Below are 16,489 nucleotides of genomic sequence, written 5' to 3'. Positions count from 1 at the left end.
ACTGATCTTAGACGGCGGCCTGACAGCGCGGGCACCAGAAGAGGTTGCGGGACTGGACGGCCTCGGTGCGGACCTCGGTGCCGCAGACCAGGCAGGGCAGGCCCGCGCGGCGGTACACGTAGACCTCGCCGCCGTGGGCGTCCTCGCGGGGCGGACGGCCCATCGCCTCGGGCATGTGCTCGGGGCGGACCGTGTCGATGCGGCCTCCGGCGACGCCGTCGGCCATGAGGACGACGAGGTCCTCCCAGATGGCCTTCCACTGGACGTCGGTGAGGTCGCGGCCGGGCAGCCTCGGGTCGAGGTTGTGCCGGAACAGCACCTCGGCGCGGTAGATGTTGCCGACGCCGGAGATCACCTTCTGGTCCATGAGCAGCGTCGCGATCGGCTGGCCGCTGCGCGCGATCATCGCGCGGGCCTTGTCGGCGTCCTCGTCCGGCCGCAGCGGGTCGGGGCCGAGCCTGGCGTGCAGGAGGTCCTTGTCCGCGGGGGTGAGGACCTCGCAGACCGTCGGGCCGCGCAGGTCCGCGTAGTTCGCCGCGTTGGCCAGGCGGAGCCGGATCTGCCCGACGGGCGCGGGCACCGGCGGCACGCCCCAGGCGACCTTCCCGTACAGGCCCAGATGGACGTGCAGCCACCCGGCGGGGAACTCCACGAACAGGTGTTTTCCGTGCGCCTCGGCCCCCTCGGGGGTCTGGCCGTCGAGGAGGACGGCCCCGTCGGCGAAGCGGCCCTGGGGGCTCTCGGCCACGACCGGACGGCCGCCGAAGGCAGCCCCGTAACGCCGGGCGAGCCGGTGGATGACATGACCTTCGGGCACGCGCCGACGATACCCGGAGCCGGATGGCGTCGGGGACCGATCGCCCCGTAACGTAACGGGAGTGACCGCCGCGACCAGCAGACGAGACCCGGACCGCCGCCGGGCGCTGCTGGAGGCCGCCGACACGGTGATCCTGCGGGAGGGGCCCGAGGCGTCGATGGCGGCGATCGCGGCCGAGGCGGGTGTCAGCAAGCCGATCCTCTACCGCCACTTCGGCGACAAGAGCGGCCTCCTGCAGACCCTCGCCGAACGGCACAGCCGCGTCCTCATCGAGGCGATCCGCGCCGCCATGCGCAAGGACGCCGGCATGCGCGAACGCGTCCACGACGGCATCGACACCTACCTGGCGATGATCTCCGCCAACCTGTACTTCTACCGCTTCCTCATGCACCGCGCCCGCGCCGAGGACACCGCCACGCACAGCGTCATGTCCACGGTCATGCAGAGCCTCGGCCGGGAGATCGCGGAGATCCTGCTGACCGAGGCGGGCCTCACCGACGAGCCCCGGGCCCAGGTGTGGGGGCACGCGATCGTCGGGATGGTGCAGAACGCCGGCGACTGGTGGCTGGACCGCCCCGAGGTGCCGCGCGCGGTGGTGGTGGCCGCGCTCACCGACCTCGTGCTCAGCGGGCTGCCTGCGGCGGCTTCTGTCGCTTCTTCTTGACGCGCTGCCTCTCGGCGCCCGTGAGGTGCGCGTAGATGATCACGTTGTCGCGGAAGTGGCCGCGCCGGTCGTCGAACTTGCCGCCGCACGTGACGAGGCGCAGGCCCGCGTAGCCGACCCGGCCGTAGACGCGGCGGGTGGGGAACAGGGCCTTGTGGACCTGCTCCAGGGCGTCGACCTCGAAGACCGCGGTGGTGCCGTCGGCGCGGTCGACGTAGACGCGGTCCTTGGCACGGATCTTGTGCGCGTCGTAGAAGACGGCGCCGCCCTTGTCGTCGTCGTAGTGCCCGACGATGATCGACGACCCGCGGGTGCCGGGCAGGACGCTGCCGTCGTACCAGGACGCCTCGTCGGCGCGGTGGGCCGGGGGCACGGCGATGCCGCCCTCCTCGGTGTTGCCGACCCTGCCGATCTCGGCGTCGACCTTCGCCGACGGGATGCGCAGCCGTTTCGGGTCCGCGCGGCCGAGCGCCTGGCCGTCGGGGATGTCCCAGATGGCCTCCGGCCCGCCGAACGTCCGGTACTTCGGCGGTTCCTTGTGCTCCCAGCCTTTCGCCGCGAGTGCGACGCCCGCTATCGCGAGGACCCCGGCGACGACCGCCGTCGGGTTAGGCACGGGCCCTGCGCGCCCGCTGCACCGCGTACAGGGCGCCCGCGGCGCCCACCAGCCCGATCCCGGCCACGCCCAGGGCGGTCGGGCCGCTGCCGACCGAGCCGCCGAACCCGGTCTCCGGGCCCTGCTGGGAGCACTTGCCGTGCCACTGGCCCCACTCGTCCTGGTAGCAGCGGTCGCCGTCGGGACTCGACGACTTGGCCCGCTTGACCGTCACCGCGCCCTCGATCTTGCGCTGGGACGGCGCGCAGGTCAGCGTGATCATGTGCGTCTCGAAGGACGCGTCCTGGGAGATCGCGACCGCGACGTTGGCCTCGCCCTGCGCGACGGTGGTGTCGACGGTGTCGAACGCCGAGGAGGCCACGGAGGCCTGGCCGTCGGTCTCCCGGCAGTTGTCCGCGGTGGAGATGCCGACGGTCTGGCCGCGCTTGGCGTTGCTCGGATTCACCTCTAGGCCGCCGTCGGCCCATGCGGGCGGCGCCGCCAGCAGCAGGAACCCGCCGACAGCCAAACCGAGCACAGCGCCGCGCATCGACCCACCCCCGTGTTCCGAGAAGTCCGTGATCTCGAACAGACGAGAGGGGTCATTCCCGGTGACTCTCCGTGAACGACCCCTGCGCGGTGTGTCTTTGCCGGTTCTTTGCCGGAGGCGGTCAGCCGCCGGTGATGTCGTCGGAGATGTCCCGGCTTCCGTAGCCCTCCGGCGCCGCGACCTCGGTGATGGGGTCGTCGCGGTCGTCGAACTCCAGGCGCAGGGCCTTGGTCATCGTCGCGTGCATCTCGTACAGGGCGGTCGTGTAGGTCAGCTCGAGGATCTGCTCGTCGGGCAGGTGCTTCTTGAGAACGGCGAAGACGTCGTCGTGGACCCGGCCGCCGCCCAGGACCAGCGCGTCGGTGTAGGCCAGGACGGCCCGCTCCAGCTCGTCGAACTGGTCGCTGACCTCCCAGGCGGCCACCGCGGAGATCTTCGCCTCGGGCACGCCCAGCGCGCGCATCTGCTTGCAGTGCTGGGAGAACACGAACTGGCTGCCGCGGCTCCACCCGGCGCGGGTCTGGCCGAGCTCGCGCAGCACCGGGTCGAGCTTGACGCCCCGGTAGACCTGGAAGCCCTGCACGCAGTGCTTGAAGATCGCGTGGTCCAGCGCGAAGACCGTCCACCAGGTGCCCGGCGTGCCCGTGGCGGTGCCCGGCCCGTCGACGGGGTCGACGCCCTCGCCGAACAGACGGTCGTAGAAGAAGCGGACGAGCTTGTCGTCGGTCTCTTCGCGGTGGACCTGGCGCAGTCTCGGCAACGTGTGTTCCTCTCGGGGATGGGGTGCTGATGCGTCGGGGTGGTGGGTCAGACCGTGCGGTCGGCCGCGGTCTTCGGCTCGTGCCGAACGTCGCTGGGCCGGTCCAGTTCACGGGTCCAGCCCGCGAACTCCACGAGGATGCCGTCGGGGTCCTTGAAGTACAGGGACCTGACGAACACGTCCTCGGTCCACTTCCCGGCGACGCCGAACTCGCTGTCGTCGTGGTTGAGGATGAGGCCCACGTCGACGCCCTTGGCGACGAGCTTGTCCCGATACTCCTCGATCTTCTCGGGCGCGACGTCGAAGGCGACGTGGTTCATCGACGCGACCGCCGAGAGCAGTTCGCCCCGGTCGGGCACGGTGATCGGGTTGGTGATGCCGGGGACGGCCTCGGGCGCGTCGCGGAACCAGAAGAACGCCAGGGCGTTGCCGCCGCCGACGTCGAAGAAGAAGTGCTGGCCCCAGCCGTTCGGCAGCTCGATCGTCTTGATCAGCGGCATGCCGAGGACGCCCTGGTAGAAGTCGACCGTCCGCTTCATGTCACTGCACACGAGGGCGAGGTGGTTCACCCCGCGGAGCTCGAACTCGGTGTTGATCCTGTCCAAGGCCGTGTCCTTCACGCGAGTAAGTGATCGCTTTCCGCTATCTTCCCAGTAATCCGGGCGTAACAGAACCCCTGTTGGACACGGCGTTCACTTTGAATTCGCCGCCTCCGCTCCGGTACGCTGCCCTCATCATGCGAACCGGATCGAGCACCCAGTGGTGGTGGCGCTGCTGAGGCGGCGCCGGTTCAGCGTGTTCTGACCAAAGCGACCGCCCCTCTGGGCGGTCCTTTTGTGTTTTCCGCCCCGAGTCGTCGGACCAGAAGGAGACCAGGGTGGACAGCAAGAACACGGAAACGACGGTCACGCGGTACACGACCCGCGGTGGCGTCGGCGTGATCAGGACCGGGGTGCCCGTCGCCGCGGAGAGCGAGGCGCACCTCCTCGCCCAGCTCGTCACCGCGGTGGAGCGGCGCAGAGGCGGCGTGCTCAGCTCCGGCATGGAGTATCCCGGCCGCTACAGCCGCTGGGCCATGGGGTACGTCGACCCGTCGCTCGAACTCGTCGCCCGCGGGCGCACCCTCACCGTCCGGGCGCTCAACGCGCGCGGCGAGGTGCTGCTCCCGCTCGTCGCCGACGCGATCCGCGGCACCGGCGAGGTCACCGCCGAGATCCCCGGCAGCATCGAGGTGCACGTCCCGCAGAGCCAGGAGGTGTTCACCGAGGAGGAGCGCAGCCGCCAGCCCACGGTCTTCACCGCCCTGCGCGCCGTCGTCGACCTCTTCCAGCCCGCCGACGACGCCGACGGCGACCCGCACCTCGGCCTCTACGGGGCTTTCGGCTACGACCTTTCCTTCCAGTTCGAGCCGATCCGGATGGTCATCGACCGGGCCGCCGAGCAGCGCGACCTCGTCCTTCACCTCGCCGACGACATTCTCGTCATCGACCGCAAGCGCGAGTCCTACACCCGCTACTCCTACGACTTCACCACCCCCGCCGGATCCACCGAGGGACTGGCGCGCGGCACCGAGCCCACCCCCGTCCCCGTACCCGCCGAGGTCCCGCCGCCGCCCGTCCCCGGCCTGTACGCCGAGGTCGTGCGGAACGCCAAGGAGAAGTTCATCCGCGGCGACCTGTTCGAGGTCGTGCCCGGCCACGTCATGCACGGGCCCTGCCCGTCGCCCGCCCGGTTCTTCGACCGCCTGCGCGACACCAACCCGGCCCCGTACGAGTTCTTCTTCAACCTCGGCGACGGCGAGTACCTCGTCGGCGCGTCCCCGGAGATGTTCGTCCGGGTCAACGGCGACCGGGTCGAGACCTGCCCGATCTCCGGCACCATCCAGCGCGGCGCCGACCCGCTCGAGGACGCCGACAACATCCGGACGCTCCTGTCCTCCCTCAAGGAGGAGTCGGAGCTGACCATGTGCACCGACGTCGACCGCAACGACAAGTCCCGGGTGTGCGTGCCCGGCAGCGTCAAGGTCATCGGCCGCCGCCAGATCGAGATGTACTCCCGCGTCATCCACACCGTCGACCACATCGAGGGCAGGCTCCGCCCCGGCTTCGACGCCCTGGACGCCTTCCTCTCCCACATGTGGGCCGTCACCGTCACCGGCGCCCCCAAGGCGTGGGCGATGCAGTTCATCGAGGACCACGAGGAGACCCCGCGCCGCTGGTACGGCGGCGCCGTCGGCTTCATCGGCTTCGACGGGTCCATGAACACCGGCCTCACCCTGCGCACCGCCCAGATCCGGGACGGCGTCGCCGCGGTCCGCGCCGGCGCGACCCTCCTGTACGACTCCGACCCCGACGCCGAGGAGCGCGAGACCCTCCTCAAGGCGCGGGCCCTGCTGGAGGCCCTGTCGTCGTCCCAGACCGAGCAGGCCGAGCCCGTGGCCGAGCCGGAGCCGGAGATGCCGGGGGTCGGCCTGAAGGTCCTGGTCGTCGACCACCAGGACTCCTTCGTCAACACCCTCGCCGACTACTTCCGGCAGGAGGGCGCGGAGGTCACCACCCTGCGGTTCGGCTTCCCCGAGCGGATGCTCGACGAGATCGCGCCCGACCTCGTCGTCCTGTCGCCCGGTCCGGGCCGTCCCGCGGACTTCGACACCGCCGGGCTGCTCAAGGCATTGGACGCGCGGAACCTGCCCGCCTTCGGCGTCTGCCTGGGCCTCCAGGCGATGGTCGAGTACGCGGGCGGCGAACTCGCCGTGCTGGACTACCCCCAGCACGGCAAGCCCGGCCGCGTCCGGACCGAGGGCTTCCCGGCCGGCGCCGTCCTCGCGGGACTGCCGGAGGAGTTCACCGCGGCCCGCTACCACTCGCTGCACACCACGTCCGACCTGCTCGGCACCGGCGGCTTCACGATCACCTCGGCCACCGCCGACGGCGTCGTCATGTCCATCGAGGACCCGGTCCACCGCCGCTGGGCCGTCCAGTTCCACCCGGAATCCATCCTCACGGCCTCGGGCGGCAACGGCCACCTGATCGTCCAGAACGTCCTCCGCCTCGCCAAGCAGCCCTGACCCGGTAAGCACCTCTGAACTGCGGGTACTGCCCCGTCGGCGTCAACGACGGGATAGGCTGACAGACGCCCCGGAGCCGATGGCTTCCGGGGCGTTCGGATGCCAAGGGGGAGAGCGACCCCCTGGGAGAAGGGGAGTCTGTGAAGAGCGTCGAGCCCGAGGTGTACCTCCTCGCCAAGCCGCAGCTGGACTACGACGAGGTGGCCCGCTACCTCCGTGAGGTCGGCGGCGAATCCTGGCTGGAGCGCTTGGACCGCGGTGACCTGGACTCGCATCTCAACGACCCCCAGAACCTCGCCGAGTTCGCGGGCCGCCTGTGCTACCGCTCCTGGGAGCCGGGCCTGAACCCGAACGTCACGCGGGTGCGCACCGACCAGACCGAGTACCTCCAGAACATCCTTGCGAGCCTCCACGGCTCCGTCCTGGAGCACGTCTCCTTCTCCTTCGCCCTACACAACGTGAGCCGAGTGTGCTGTTACGACTCGGACACTGAGGTCCTGACCGACCGCGGCTGGGTGCCGTGGCCGAAGATCGAGGGTGACGAGACCTTCGCGACCCTCAACCCGGTAACCCGCGAACTGGAGTACCAGCAGGCGACCGAGGTCTTCCACGCCGACTACGACGGGCCGATGTACCGGGTGGCGTCCGAACAGGTCGACCTTCTGGTCACGCCGAACCACCGCATGTGGATCCGCAGGTTCGACACGCAGGCGGCTCGGCGGGGTGAGCAGGACTTCCAGGTGGAGTTCGCCGAGGACATCCTCCACAAGCGCGTTCAGTACCAGAAGTCGGCGGTGTGGCAGGGGCACACGCCAGAGCGGGTGGAGATCCCGGCGACGACCCGGTCCTACGTTCGGTCCGACACGGGCACCGAGGTCGAGAGAGACTACGAGGGAGCGTCCTTCCCGACGCTTCCCTTCGCCCGTTTCCTCGGGTACTTCATCGCAGAGGGAAGCATTAACGGGCACCAGATCGTCATCGCCCAGAACCGCGGTCCGATGCTGGAGAAGATCCGGGCGACCATTGAGGAGATGGGCCTCAAGGCCTACGTTCCCGAGACCGGGCATGGCACAGTCCGGACCTCATGCGTCGCGCTACGGGATTTCCTGGCCGTTCTCGGGCACTGCCACGAGAAGTACGTGCCGGAGATGGTTCACGGATGGGGCCCGGAGGCCATCGCCGAATTCCTCGATGCGATGGTCGAAGGCGACGGTACCGAGCACAAGACAAGCGGACACCGGGTGATCTATACGGTCTCCCCGCAGTTGGCCGACGACCTGCAAGTCCTCGCCATCAAGGCGGGGCTGTCCGCCAACGTCCGGGTGGACGACAGGGTCGGCCTGGAGAGGGTTCTTCCGAGTGGGCAGCGCTTCAACAACCTTCGTGCGTGCTACGTCGTCTCGCTTCTCACCAAGCGGCTCACACCGCTCGTCAACACCGGGCGCAAGGTGCCGAGCCGCTACTGGAACGAGGACGGATACAACGACCGGATCGAGCAGTACACCGGCCAGATCCACTGTGTGAAGGTTCCCAATGGGCTGCTGTGGGTCCGTCGCAACGGCAAGCCTGTCGTCTCAGGAAACACCCATGAGCTGATCCGCCACCGTCCGGGTGTGGCGATCTCGCAGGAGTCGCTGAGGTTCGTCCGGCTGGATGAGCTGCCGTTCTGGTTCCCCGAGTGGGCGCAGGAGGATGCGGAGCTGATGGAGAAGGCGACGGCGCTGCTGGAGCAGATGGAGCAGTTCCAGGGCTGGATGGCCGGGCACTTCGGCCTCGACGCCGAGGGCGTGCCCTTCAAGGAGAAGAAGCACCGCACCTCCTTCATGCGCCGCTTCGCCCCTGAGGGCGTCGCCACCGGCCTGGTCTGGACCGCCAACGTCCGCACCCTCCGCCACACCCTCGAGGCCCGCACCGCCGAAGGGGCCGAAGAGGAGATCCGCCTCCTGTTCAACAAGATCGGCGAAGTCCTCAAGGCCGAAGCCCCCGCCCTCTTCGGCGACTACGAAGTCGTCGACGGCGCCTGGACCCCCCGCTGGCGCAAGGTCTGACCCCACGCACTCGGTGGGGCCTCAGGTGTGCTTCTTCGGCGACGGCCAGATCTCATGCCGAGGGTCCCACCACACGACGTGGAAGACCTGATCGACCAGGAATCCGTACAGCCTGCCCGCACCGGACAGGCGTAGCCGCGAAATCCTGGTCATGTCCGCGAGGCGCAGGTCGTCGAGTCGTTTGAGTGCGGTCTCGTTAGGCAGGCGCTCGGTCTCGTAGTGCTTGCCCGGATGGCCACCCTGGCTGAACAATTCGTCGATTCGCATCGATTCGAACGATCTGAGCTGGCCGAACATCCACGCGAGCGTTGTGCCGTCGAGCCGGTCGAATCCCCAGGGGCCGTCATGGTCGACGTGGGTGAATCGCCAGCAGATGCGCTGAGTCGAGGTCTCCGCGCCGGGGAGGGAACCGGGTCGCGGTACTTCCTTCGCCTGAAGGGGCGGGGTGGAGACTCTCCTCTTAGGCTTGCCCATCGGCGGCCGACAGGGCGTCGAAGTACTCGGCGATCTCGTCGTCGCGGAGTTCTTCGCTGCTGCGCTCCAGGTCGTGGGCGTCGTCCCGTTGGCGGGCGGACACCCATGGGCCCGATTCGTGGGTCATCGTCGAGAGCTGGTGGGCGGTGAGCTCGCCGAGCCCTTCGATGACCAGGTCGACGGATTCGCGCTCGCCCGCGTCGAGGGCGTCGGGATCGCCGGGGATCTCGCCCGGCTGGAGGTGGAACCGGCCACGATGGCAGCCGTACAGGACCGGGGAGACGGGGCCGTTCGCCCATGCCTCGAACCGTTCGGGGAACAGGCGGCGCTCTTCCCAGATCAGGTGATAGCCGTAGGCGAAGTACGCGAGCTTCTGGAGCTTCATCGCCGTCATGGGGCCGCGCCTGCGGAGGATGTGGGCCGCGACGTCCTTGATGGTCGCCATGTGGTCCGGGCCCCCTGCCGGTCGCTGTCTGCCGAGCGTTCGTTCCGGTCGGCGGATCCTCACGTTCGTACCTACCTTACGGTAATGGGCCTTGAGTACAGAGGCCGATCATCACCGCTTCGGCTGATGGCTATCAGCCGTTTCGCCTTTCCAGCATGGACCGGCACACGGTCCGTTGCTGAGCGGTGCCTTTGGGCCGTTGGCCGGTCGGCGGCCGCAAGGGTGTGCGAACATGTGTTCTATATTACCTGGTGGAGGGGGCTCGAAGTGAAGCGGATGGGTGCGGGGGCGGGGGTGAACGGTTGGACACCGGCGTGATACCACTGGAGCGTTAGAACTTGGTTCTAGAAGGAGGCTTCGGTGGAGGTCACCGGCGTTGCGCAGAAGCAGGCGTGGCTCGACAAGGTGCTGCCGCCTGTCGAGCAGGTGCGGCCGGGGTTGTGGTCGGTGCCGGTGCCGTTGCCGGACAATCCGTTGCGGTATGTGCTGGTCTATGTGTTGGAGGGGCCGTCCGGGGTCACGCTGATCGACGCCGGATGGGACACGCCTGAGGCGTGGGATGCGCTGAACGCCGGGTTGAAGACCGCGGGCTACGCCATGACGGACGTCAAGGGTGTGCTGGTCACGCATATGCACCATGACCACTGGGGGCTTGCGGCGCGGGTACGGGAGGCGTCGGGGGCATGGGTCGGGCTGCATCCCGAGGACGCCAGGCTGATCGAGGAGCGGCATCTGGACCCGGGTGGGATCGCTCGGGCGATGATCCGGCAGATGGCCGAGCACGGGGTGCCCGAGGACGTCGCGGGGACGCTCGCCGACGCGTCGCGGCAGATGCTCGCGATGGCCGGGCACGCCATGCCCGACCTCATGCTGGAGGACGGCACGGCGCCGCCCGTCGAGGGCTGGGACCTGCGCACGGTCTGGACGCCGGGCCACTCCCCGGGCCACGTCTGCTTCCATGACGTCAAGAACGGCCTGCTGATGTCCGGCGACCATGTGCTGCCGCGGATCACCCCCGCGATCGGGCTGTTCCCGCGCGCGCACGCCGACCCGCTCGGTGCGTTCTTCGCGTCCCTGGAGAAGGTCAGGGACCTGCCGGTCGGCGAGGTGCTGCCCGCCCACGAGTACCGGTTCGCCGGGCTCGACAGCCGGGTGGCCGCGCTGCTCGCCCACCACGGCGACCGCCTCGAGGAGATCATCAAGGCGATCCCCGACGGGACCGGGTCGCCCGCCGAGGCCCCGACCACCTGGGAGCTCGCCCAAGAGCTCACCTGGTCGCGGCCGTGGACCGAGATCCAGCCGTTCATGCGGCGCACGGCGATGCTGGAGACGCTCGCGCACCTCATCGTCCTGGAGAAGACGGGCCGGGTGGCGCGGACGACGGGCGCCGACCCGGTGCGGTGGACCGCGGTCCCCGTCAGGGCGGTGTGAGCAGCGGCCCGGCGCCGATGTAGCCGGACAGGTGCGGGCAGGCCACCCTGCCCTCCAGGTGCAGCGCGTCGTGGTGGACGCGCTCGGGCGGCAGGCCCAGCGCGCTGAGCCTGCCGACGGTCTCGGCGACCATCTCCGGCGGCCCGGAGACATACGCCTCGCGGTCGGTGAAGTCGCCGATCTCCTCCAGGACGTCGGAGACCCGGCCGTGCAGCCCCTCGTAGGAGGTGTCGTCGGCGACGACCGGGACGACCCGCAGCCAGGGCTGCTCGGCCGCCAGGCGCAGGAGGTCCGGCAGGTCGTACAGGTCGTCGCCGCGGCGGGCCCCGACGACGAGGTGCACGCGACGCCGGCCGCCGTCGGCGGCGACCTGCTCGACCAGGGCCTTGAGCGGGGCCAGGCCGGTGCCGCCGGCGACGCACAGCAGATCGCGGTCGCTGTCGCGGGCCAGCGTCATCGCGCCCATCGCGGGGCCGAGCAGCACCGAGTGGCCGACCTCGGTGTCGCGGACCAGCGCGCTGCTGACCCAGCCACCGGAGACCGCCCGGACGTGGAAGCTGACCCTGCCGTCCGCGCGCGGCGCGTTGGCGATGGAGTACTGCCGCCACATCCGCGGCCACCGCGCCACCTGGAGGGTGACGTGCTGGCCGGCCTCGTACGGCAGCGGCTGGGCGGGCCGCACGGTGACGACGGCGAGGTCGATGCCGCGCCGTTCGTGCCCGACGACCTCGCCGATCCACCAGGGCGGCGCCATCAGTGCGTCGGCCACCGCGGCACCGTGCATGACCTCGGCGGCGATCCGGTAGGCCGCGGCCCAGCTCTCCTCGATCTCCGGCGTCCAGCGGTCGCCGAGGAACTTGCGGAGGGTGGCGAGCAGCGCGGCGCCGACGGCCGCGTAGTGGGCCTCCGACACGCCGAACTTGCGGTGGTCACGGCCGAGCCCGCTGAGGTAGGTGGTGAGCGCGTCGGGACTGTCGAGGCTCCACACGACCGTGGTGAGGGCGTGGAAGAGCCGGTTGCGCTGGACGTCCATCGCGGGCGGAAAGAGCGCGCGGAGGTCGGGGTGCTCGGCGAACAGCCGACCGTAGAAATAGGCGGAGGCCCGCGGCGAGTCCGGTTCCAGGAGTGCGAAGCTCTCTTTGACGAGCCGGGGATTCAATGACATGTGGCAATCTCGCCCCCCTTGGCAAAACTGTCAAAACTGGCAAACTACAAAAAATCTGACGGTGACGGCGGAGTCGGCAGCCGGTCCGGACGTCACCCGCGTCCCCCCTTGGCCGCGGATGTCGGCACGCTCGGTGCCGGAAGCCTTGCTCGGAGTGTTACACCAGGGGTGGTGAAGCTCAACCGTTTCACGATAAGACGCCCCACTATCTACGATGGGTGACGGGGCATGCTCATGGGGTGATCATCGGAGGGGAAGGAATACCAACCGGTAGCCGTTGCTTATCGGGATGATCGGGCCTTTTCGGAGGGGGTACACCGCAGATCGCATTCCGCGCGGCAATCGCACGGCGGGATATTTCTTCTACTCCGGAAGAACATGCTTCTACGGGGAATTGGTCTCGGTCTGGTATGGGCCGGGCGATGGGAGACGCGTCCCGGGGGCTGTGCTCGCGCCGCGAGTTGCGGCAAGCTACTTCCGGGACCAGGGAGGGTGCGGATGACTCGTCCATTGATCGGTGTCACGACCTACCAGGACGCCGCCCGCTGGGGCGTGTGGGTCCGCGAGGCGGCCCTGCTGGCGGTGACCTATCCGCGCTCGGTCGAACGGGCGGGGGGCGTCCCCGTCATGCTGCCCCCGCTCGCCGAACTCGACGCGGTGCCCGGCCTCGTCGCGCGGCTGGACGCCCTCGTCATCGCGGGCGGTCCGGACGTCGACCCGTCCCGGTACGGCGCGGCTCCGCACGAGCGCACCGGCGTGCCCAACCAGGCCCGCGACAGGTACGAGTCGGCGGTCCTGCGCGCGGTGGTCGAGGCGGACAAGCCGTTCCTCGCGGTCTGCCGGGGCATGCAGTTGCTCAACGTGGTCCGCGGCGGCACCCTCATCCAGCACCTGCCCGACGAGGTCGGGCACGAAGGCCACGCGCCGGTGGTCGGCAGGTTCTCGCGGCACCGGGTGCGGATCGACCCGGGGAGCCGGACGGGCCGGGCGATGGGCGAGATCGCGGACGTCCCCACCTACCACCACCAGGCGATCGATCGCCTGGGCGGCGGCCTCGTCCCGGTGGCCTGGGCGGGCGACAAGGTCATCGAGGCCGTCGAGCTGGAAGGCCACCGCTTCGGCGTCGCGGTCCAGTGGCACCCGGAAGAGGGCGAGGACCTGAGCCTCTTCGAGGCCCTGGTCGCGGCGGGCGCCGAGGGCTGAACGGCGGCTCGGCCCTTCGGGGTGCGGGGAGCACTCCGAAGGGCCGGGGGAGACGGTGGCGGGCGCCGGTGTGCGGTGGGCGCCGGAACCGGACGGTCTGTGCGGGACGGCCGGGTCCGTACCTGCTCGTGTGGTGTCGGCGAGATCAGTAGGACTTCGGCAGACCCAGGTCGTGCTGGGCGATGTGGGCGAGGACGAGCTCTTCGGCGACGGGGATGTTCTTGCCGATGCGGGCGTCGCGGAACATCCGGGCGACGGGGTACTCCAGGGAGTAGGCCATGCCGCCGTGCGTCTGGAAGGTGCGGTCGGCGGCCTGCCAGGCGGCCTCGGAGGCGGTCAGCTTGGCGATGTTGGCCTCGGAGCCGCACGGCTCGCCGCGGTCCCACAGCCAGGCGGCCTTGTAGGTCATGAGCCGGGCCAGCTCCGTCTGCGCCTTGATCTTGGCGAGCGGGAAGGCGATGGCCTGGTTGGCGCCGATCGGCTTGCCGAAGGGCGCGCGGTCGATGGCGTAGGACACCGCGACCTTGAGCGCGGCCTCGGCGCCGCCGACGCCGGACGCCGAGGCGAGGATGCGCTCGGGGTTGAGGATGTCCCACAGCACCGCGAAGCCGCCGTCGACGGTGCCGAGCACGTCCTCGTCGGTGACGCGCAGGTCGTCGAGGAAGACCATGCTGGAGGCGACGGTGTTGGTGCCCATCTTGGGGATCGGCTGGTAGGTGAGGGTCCCGGCTTCGACGGCGGCCTTCACGTCCACGACGAAGACGGTGAAGCCGTTCGCGCGGGGCTTGGCCTCGGCCGCGGGGGTGGTGCGGGTCACCAGCAGCATGTGGTCGGCGCGTTCGACGCCGGAGATCCAGATCTTCTGACCCTTCACCAGCCAGCCGTCGCCGTCGCGGCGGGCGTGCGTGGCGATGTTGATCGCGTTGCTGCCCGCGTCGGGCTCGGTGAGCGCGAAGCAGGTCTCGATCTCGCCGGAGGCCAGGCCGGGCAGGAACCGGCGCTTCTGCTCCTCGGTGCCGTGCCGCATGATGGTGAGCCCGCCGAAGCCGGGGCTCAGCAGGTAGATGAAGGACGCGGCCGCGCCCGCGCCCGATCCGGCGAGGGACTCCAGCGCCACGGCGAGCTCCAGGAGGCCCTGGCCGCCGCCGCCGTACTCCTCGGGGATCGCGAGGCCCAGCCAGCCGCCCTCGGCGAGGTCGCGGTAGACCTCCTCGGGCCAGCGGTGCTCGCTGTCGCACCTGTCCCAGTAGTCGTAGCCGTACTTGGCGGTGACGGCGGCGATGCCGTCCCGGACGGCGAGCGCGCTCTCCGGCAGGGTGAAGTCCACCGGTCGCCTCCTTAGGGTTCAGTGCGTTTCCAGATGAACGCACTTTAACCGATCGCGGTAAGTAATCACTGACCAACCCGGTCCGGCCGGGTGTAGACGTTGAACGTGGGCGGGCGCAGGAAGCCCACCAGGGTCAGCCCGGCCTCGGCGGCGAGCGACACCGCGAGGGACGAGGGGGCCGACACCGCGGCCAGGACGGGGATCCCGGCCATCCACGCCTTCTGCGTCAGCTCGAACGAGGCGCGGCCGCTCACCAGGAGGACGTGCTCGCGCAGCGGCAGCAGCCCCTCCTTGAGGGCGTGGCCGACGATCTTGTCGACCGCGTTGTGCCTGCCGACGTCCTCGCGCAGGCAGCGCAGTTCGCCGTCGGCGCCGAACAGGCCCGCCGCGTGCAGGCCGCCGGTGCTGGAGAACACCTTCTGCGCCTCGCGCAGCACGTCCGGCAGCGCGGTCAGCACCTCGGGGGAGACCCTGAGCGGATCGGCCGCGACGTCGAAGGGCGCGCGCCGGGCGAGGTCGCCGATGGTGTTGGTGCCGCACACCCCGCACGCCGACGTCGTGGTGAAGGCGCGGACCGGCCCTTCATAAGGACGGTCGAGCGCGACGTCGACGATGTTGAACTCGTCGTCGCCGCACGACTTCATCGCCTTGAGCTCGGCGGGGCCGGAGATGACGCCCTCGGCCAGCAGGAACCCGGCGACGAGGTCGAAGTCGGCCCCGGGCGTCCGCATCGTGACCGTCAGGGGGCGGCCCGCGATCCGGATCTCCAGCGGCTCCTCCACCGCGAGCACGTCGACCCGCTCGGTGCTGCCCTGTCCCGTCCAGCGGTCGATCCGCCGCCGCTCGGTCACCCGTCCCACGTCGCCCTCTTCTCCGGCCCGCCGTGCCGCCCGGCGGGGCCGGGACGCGGCGCGACGTGCGCGTTCGCTTCTGGGACCAGCGTAGAGGTGCGCGGAGCCGGGTGGCCGGGGTCGGCCTCGGTGTGCGCACAACCGTGCGGGGCGGAGGGGCAAGTGGTAGTCCTGGTGCCCTGAATCCTCCGCCTTCCTCCATCTATTGGATGAAAGGTCTTGTGGCTCGAGTGTGACGCGCGTTACGGTACCAAGCGCTTGGTCTGTAAACGGATCATTACTCCCGAGGGGTGGCCCATGGCGAGTGTGCCCGTGATGGTCACCGCACGAGTGCGCGGCGTGCTCACCCAGATAGGTGAGCTGTTCACCATCGCGCTCGAAGGACTGCGACGCACGTGGGACGTCCGGAACTGGTTCTGGGAGTTCGTCGAGCAATGCTGGTTCCTTGCGAGGGTGACCACGCTCCCGGTCATCCTCATCGCACTACCGCTCGGCGCCACGGTCGCGCTCCAGGTCGGTGACCTGGCCGGCCAGCTCGGCGCCCAGTCCGCGACGGGCGGTGCGGTCGTCGTCGGCCTCGTCCGCGAGGTCGCACCGATCGCCGCCGCGCTCATCATCGCGGGCGCCGGCGGCTCGGCCATGACCTCCGACATGGGCGCGCGCCGCATCCGCGACGAGCTGTCGGCCATGGAGGTGATGGCCGTCAACCCGGTCCACCGGCTCGTCACGCCCCGCATGTGGGCCGCGAGCCTGGTGTCGACGATGCTGTCGTCACTGGTGATCCTGTCCGGCGCGGTAGGCGGATTCTTCTTCAACGTCCTGCTCCAGGGCGTCACGCCGGGCGCCTATTTCGACGGCGCGCTCGGCCTGCTCCAGATCTCCGACCTCGTGGTGACCCTGTTCAAGGCGTGGCTCTTCGGCCTCATCGCCGCGATGGTCGCCTGCTACAAGGGCATGACCTGCGAGCAGAGCCCCGTAGGGGTAGGCCGCGCGGTCAACCAGGCGACGGTGGTCGCGCTGCTGCTCGTGTTCGGCTTCAACTACGTGATCACCACGATCTACGTGATCGCCTTCCCCCCGAAGATCTGAGGC

The 16,489-nt window shown here is 69.9% G+C and carries 15 protein-coding genes and 3 pseudogenes; 8 read left to right on the top strand and 10 right to left on the bottom strand.

Annotated features, from left to right (window positions below):
* Nucleotides 1-7 precede the first annotated feature (7 nt).
* Nucleotides 8-817: an Fpg/Nei family DNA glycosylase gene (locus EDD29_RS29130; protein ID WP_123667515.1), complete on the bottom strand. Its 810-nt coding sequence runs from the start codon at nt 815-817 to the stop codon at nt 8-10.
* 61 nt (nt 818-878) lie between these two features.
* On the opposite strand from EDD29_RS29130, the gene EDD29_RS29125 reads away from it, so the two are divergent.
* Nucleotides 879-1,481, top strand: coding sequence for a TetR family transcriptional regulator (locus EDD29_RS29125; protein ID WP_123667514.1), 603 nt, complete (start codon nt 879-881; stop codon nt 1,479-1,481).
* On the opposite strand, the gene EDD29_RS29120 is transcribed toward EDD29_RS29125, so the two are convergent.
* From EDD29_RS29120 to EDD29_RS29105, 4 genes are all read right to left on the bottom strand, one after another.
* A complete protein-coding gene (locus EDD29_RS29120) occupies nt 1,441-2,097 on the bottom strand; it encodes a class F sortase (protein ID WP_123667513.1) in 657 nt (218 codons plus the stop codon). The genes EDD29_RS29125 and EDD29_RS29120 overlap by 41 nt on opposite strands.
* Nucleotides 2,090-2,626, bottom strand: a complete 537-nt coding sequence (locus EDD29_RS29115; protein ID WP_148086130.1) for a hypothetical protein — start codon at nt 2,624-2,626, stop codon at nt 2,090-2,092. The genes EDD29_RS29120 and EDD29_RS29115 overlap by 8 nt, the downstream gene beginning before the upstream one ends.
* Before the next feature lie 121 nt (nt 2,627-2,747).
* The gene (locus EDD29_RS29110; protein WP_123667511.1) at nt 2,748-3,386 is read right to left on the bottom strand and encodes a carboxymuconolactone decarboxylase family protein; all 639 of its coding nucleotides are present in this window, start codon (nt 3,384-3,386) and stop codon (nt 2,748-2,750) included.
* A 47-nt stretch (nt 3,387-3,433) separates the two neighbouring features.
* Nucleotides 3,434-3,991, bottom strand: coding sequence for a VOC family protein (locus EDD29_RS29105; RefSeq protein ID WP_246053068.1), 558 nt, complete (start codon nt 3,989-3,991; stop codon nt 3,434-3,436).
* A gap of 272 nt (nt 3,992-4,263) precedes the next feature.
* Here EDD29_RS29105 and EDD29_RS29100 point away from each other — a divergent pair, with 272 nt between their 5' ends.
* From EDD29_RS29100 to EDD29_RS29090, 4 genes and pseudogenes are all read left to right on the top strand, one after another.
* On the top strand, nt 4,264-6,453 hold the full coding sequence (locus tag EDD29_RS29100; RefSeq protein WP_123667510.1) for an anthranilate synthase component I: 2,190 nt from the start codon (nt 4,264-4,266) through the stop codon (nt 6,451-6,453).
* 140 nt (nt 6,454-6,593) lie between these two features.
* Nucleotides 6,594-6,935, top strand: a pseudogene (locus EDD29_RS29095) (FAD-dependent thymidylate synthase); the annotation flags it as partial.
* Between the two features lie 147 nt (nt 6,936-7,082).
* Nucleotides 7,083-7,511, top strand: a pseudogene (locus tag EDD29_RS48245) (LAGLIDADG family homing endonuclease); the annotation flags it as partial.
* A 525-nt stretch (nt 7,512-8,036) separates the two neighbouring features.
* Nucleotides 8,037-8,501: pseudogene (locus EDD29_RS29090) on the top strand (FAD-dependent thymidylate synthase); the annotation flags it as partial.
* 21 nt (nt 8,502-8,522) lie between these two features.
* Here the strand turns inward: EDD29_RS29090 and EDD29_RS45005 are convergent.
* Both EDD29_RS45005 and EDD29_RS29080 read right to left on the bottom strand, forming a co-directional pair.
* The gene (locus EDD29_RS45005) at nt 8,523-8,975 is read right to left on the bottom strand and encodes a hypothetical protein (RefSeq protein ID WP_148086129.1); all 453 of its coding nucleotides are present in this window, start codon (nt 8,973-8,975) and stop codon (nt 8,523-8,525) included.
* A complete protein-coding gene (locus tag EDD29_RS29080; RefSeq protein ID WP_123667508.1) occupies nt 8,962-9,420 on the bottom strand; it encodes a Panacea domain-containing protein in 459 nt (152 codons plus the stop codon). The genes EDD29_RS45005 and EDD29_RS29080 overlap by 14 nt, the downstream gene beginning before the upstream one ends.
* Before the next feature lie 360 nt (nt 9,421-9,780).
* Here EDD29_RS29080 and EDD29_RS29075 point away from each other — a divergent pair, with 360 nt between their 5' ends.
* On the top strand, nt 9,781-10,851 hold the full coding sequence (locus EDD29_RS29075) for an MBL fold metallo-hydrolase (RefSeq protein WP_123667507.1): 1,071 nt from the start codon (nt 9,781-9,783) through the stop codon (nt 10,849-10,851).
* Here EDD29_RS29075 and EDD29_RS29070 read toward each other — a convergent pair.
* Nucleotides 10,838-12,016, bottom strand: a complete 1,179-nt coding sequence (locus EDD29_RS29070) for a globin domain-containing protein (RefSeq protein ID WP_123667506.1) — start codon at nt 12,014-12,016, stop codon at nt 10,838-10,840. The two genes, EDD29_RS29075 and EDD29_RS29070, sit on opposite strands and share 14 nt — an antisense overlap.
* 498 nt (nt 12,017-12,514) lie before the next feature.
* Here EDD29_RS29070 and EDD29_RS29065 point away from each other — a divergent pair, with 498 nt between their 5' ends.
* Nucleotides 12,515-13,219 carry a gamma-glutamyl-gamma-aminobutyrate hydrolase family protein gene (locus EDD29_RS29065; protein ID WP_123667505.1) on the top strand — a complete coding sequence of 235 codons (705 nt, stop codon included), beginning with the start codon at nt 12,515-12,517 and terminating at the stop codon, nt 13,217-13,219.
* 145 nt (nt 13,220-13,364) lie between these two features.
* On the opposite strand, the gene EDD29_RS29060 is transcribed toward EDD29_RS29065, so the two are convergent.
* Nucleotides 13,365-14,546 carry an acyl-CoA dehydrogenase family protein gene (locus EDD29_RS29060; RefSeq protein ID WP_123667504.1) on the bottom strand — a complete coding sequence of 394 codons (1,182 nt, stop codon included), beginning with the start codon at nt 14,544-14,546 and terminating at the stop codon, nt 13,365-13,367.
* 65 nt (nt 14,547-14,611) lie between these two features.
* Nucleotides 14,612-15,406 (bottom strand): formate dehydrogenase accessory sulfurtransferase FdhD, encoded by a 795-nt coding sequence (fdhD, locus tag EDD29_RS29055; protein WP_123667503.1) that lies wholly within the window; start codon nt 15,404-15,406, stop codon nt 14,612-14,614.
* Between the two features lie 288 nt (nt 15,407-15,694).
* Between fdhD and EDD29_RS29050 the strand changes: the two genes are divergently transcribed.
* The gene (locus EDD29_RS29050) at nt 15,695-16,486 is read left to right on the top strand and encodes an MlaE family ABC transporter permease (RefSeq protein WP_123667502.1); all 792 of its coding nucleotides are present in this window, start codon (nt 15,695-15,697) and stop codon (nt 16,484-16,486) included.
* Nucleotides 16,487-16,489 lie beyond the last annotated feature (3 nt).

Origin of the sequence: Actinocorallia herbida (genome assembly GCF_003751225.1) — a bacterium.
GTDB lineage: Bacteria > Actinomycetota > Actinomycetes > Streptosporangiales > Streptosporangiaceae > Actinocorallia > Actinocorallia herbida.
Note: the sequence above shows the minus strand (reverse complement) of the source record. Positions and strands in the feature narration are given on the sequence as shown.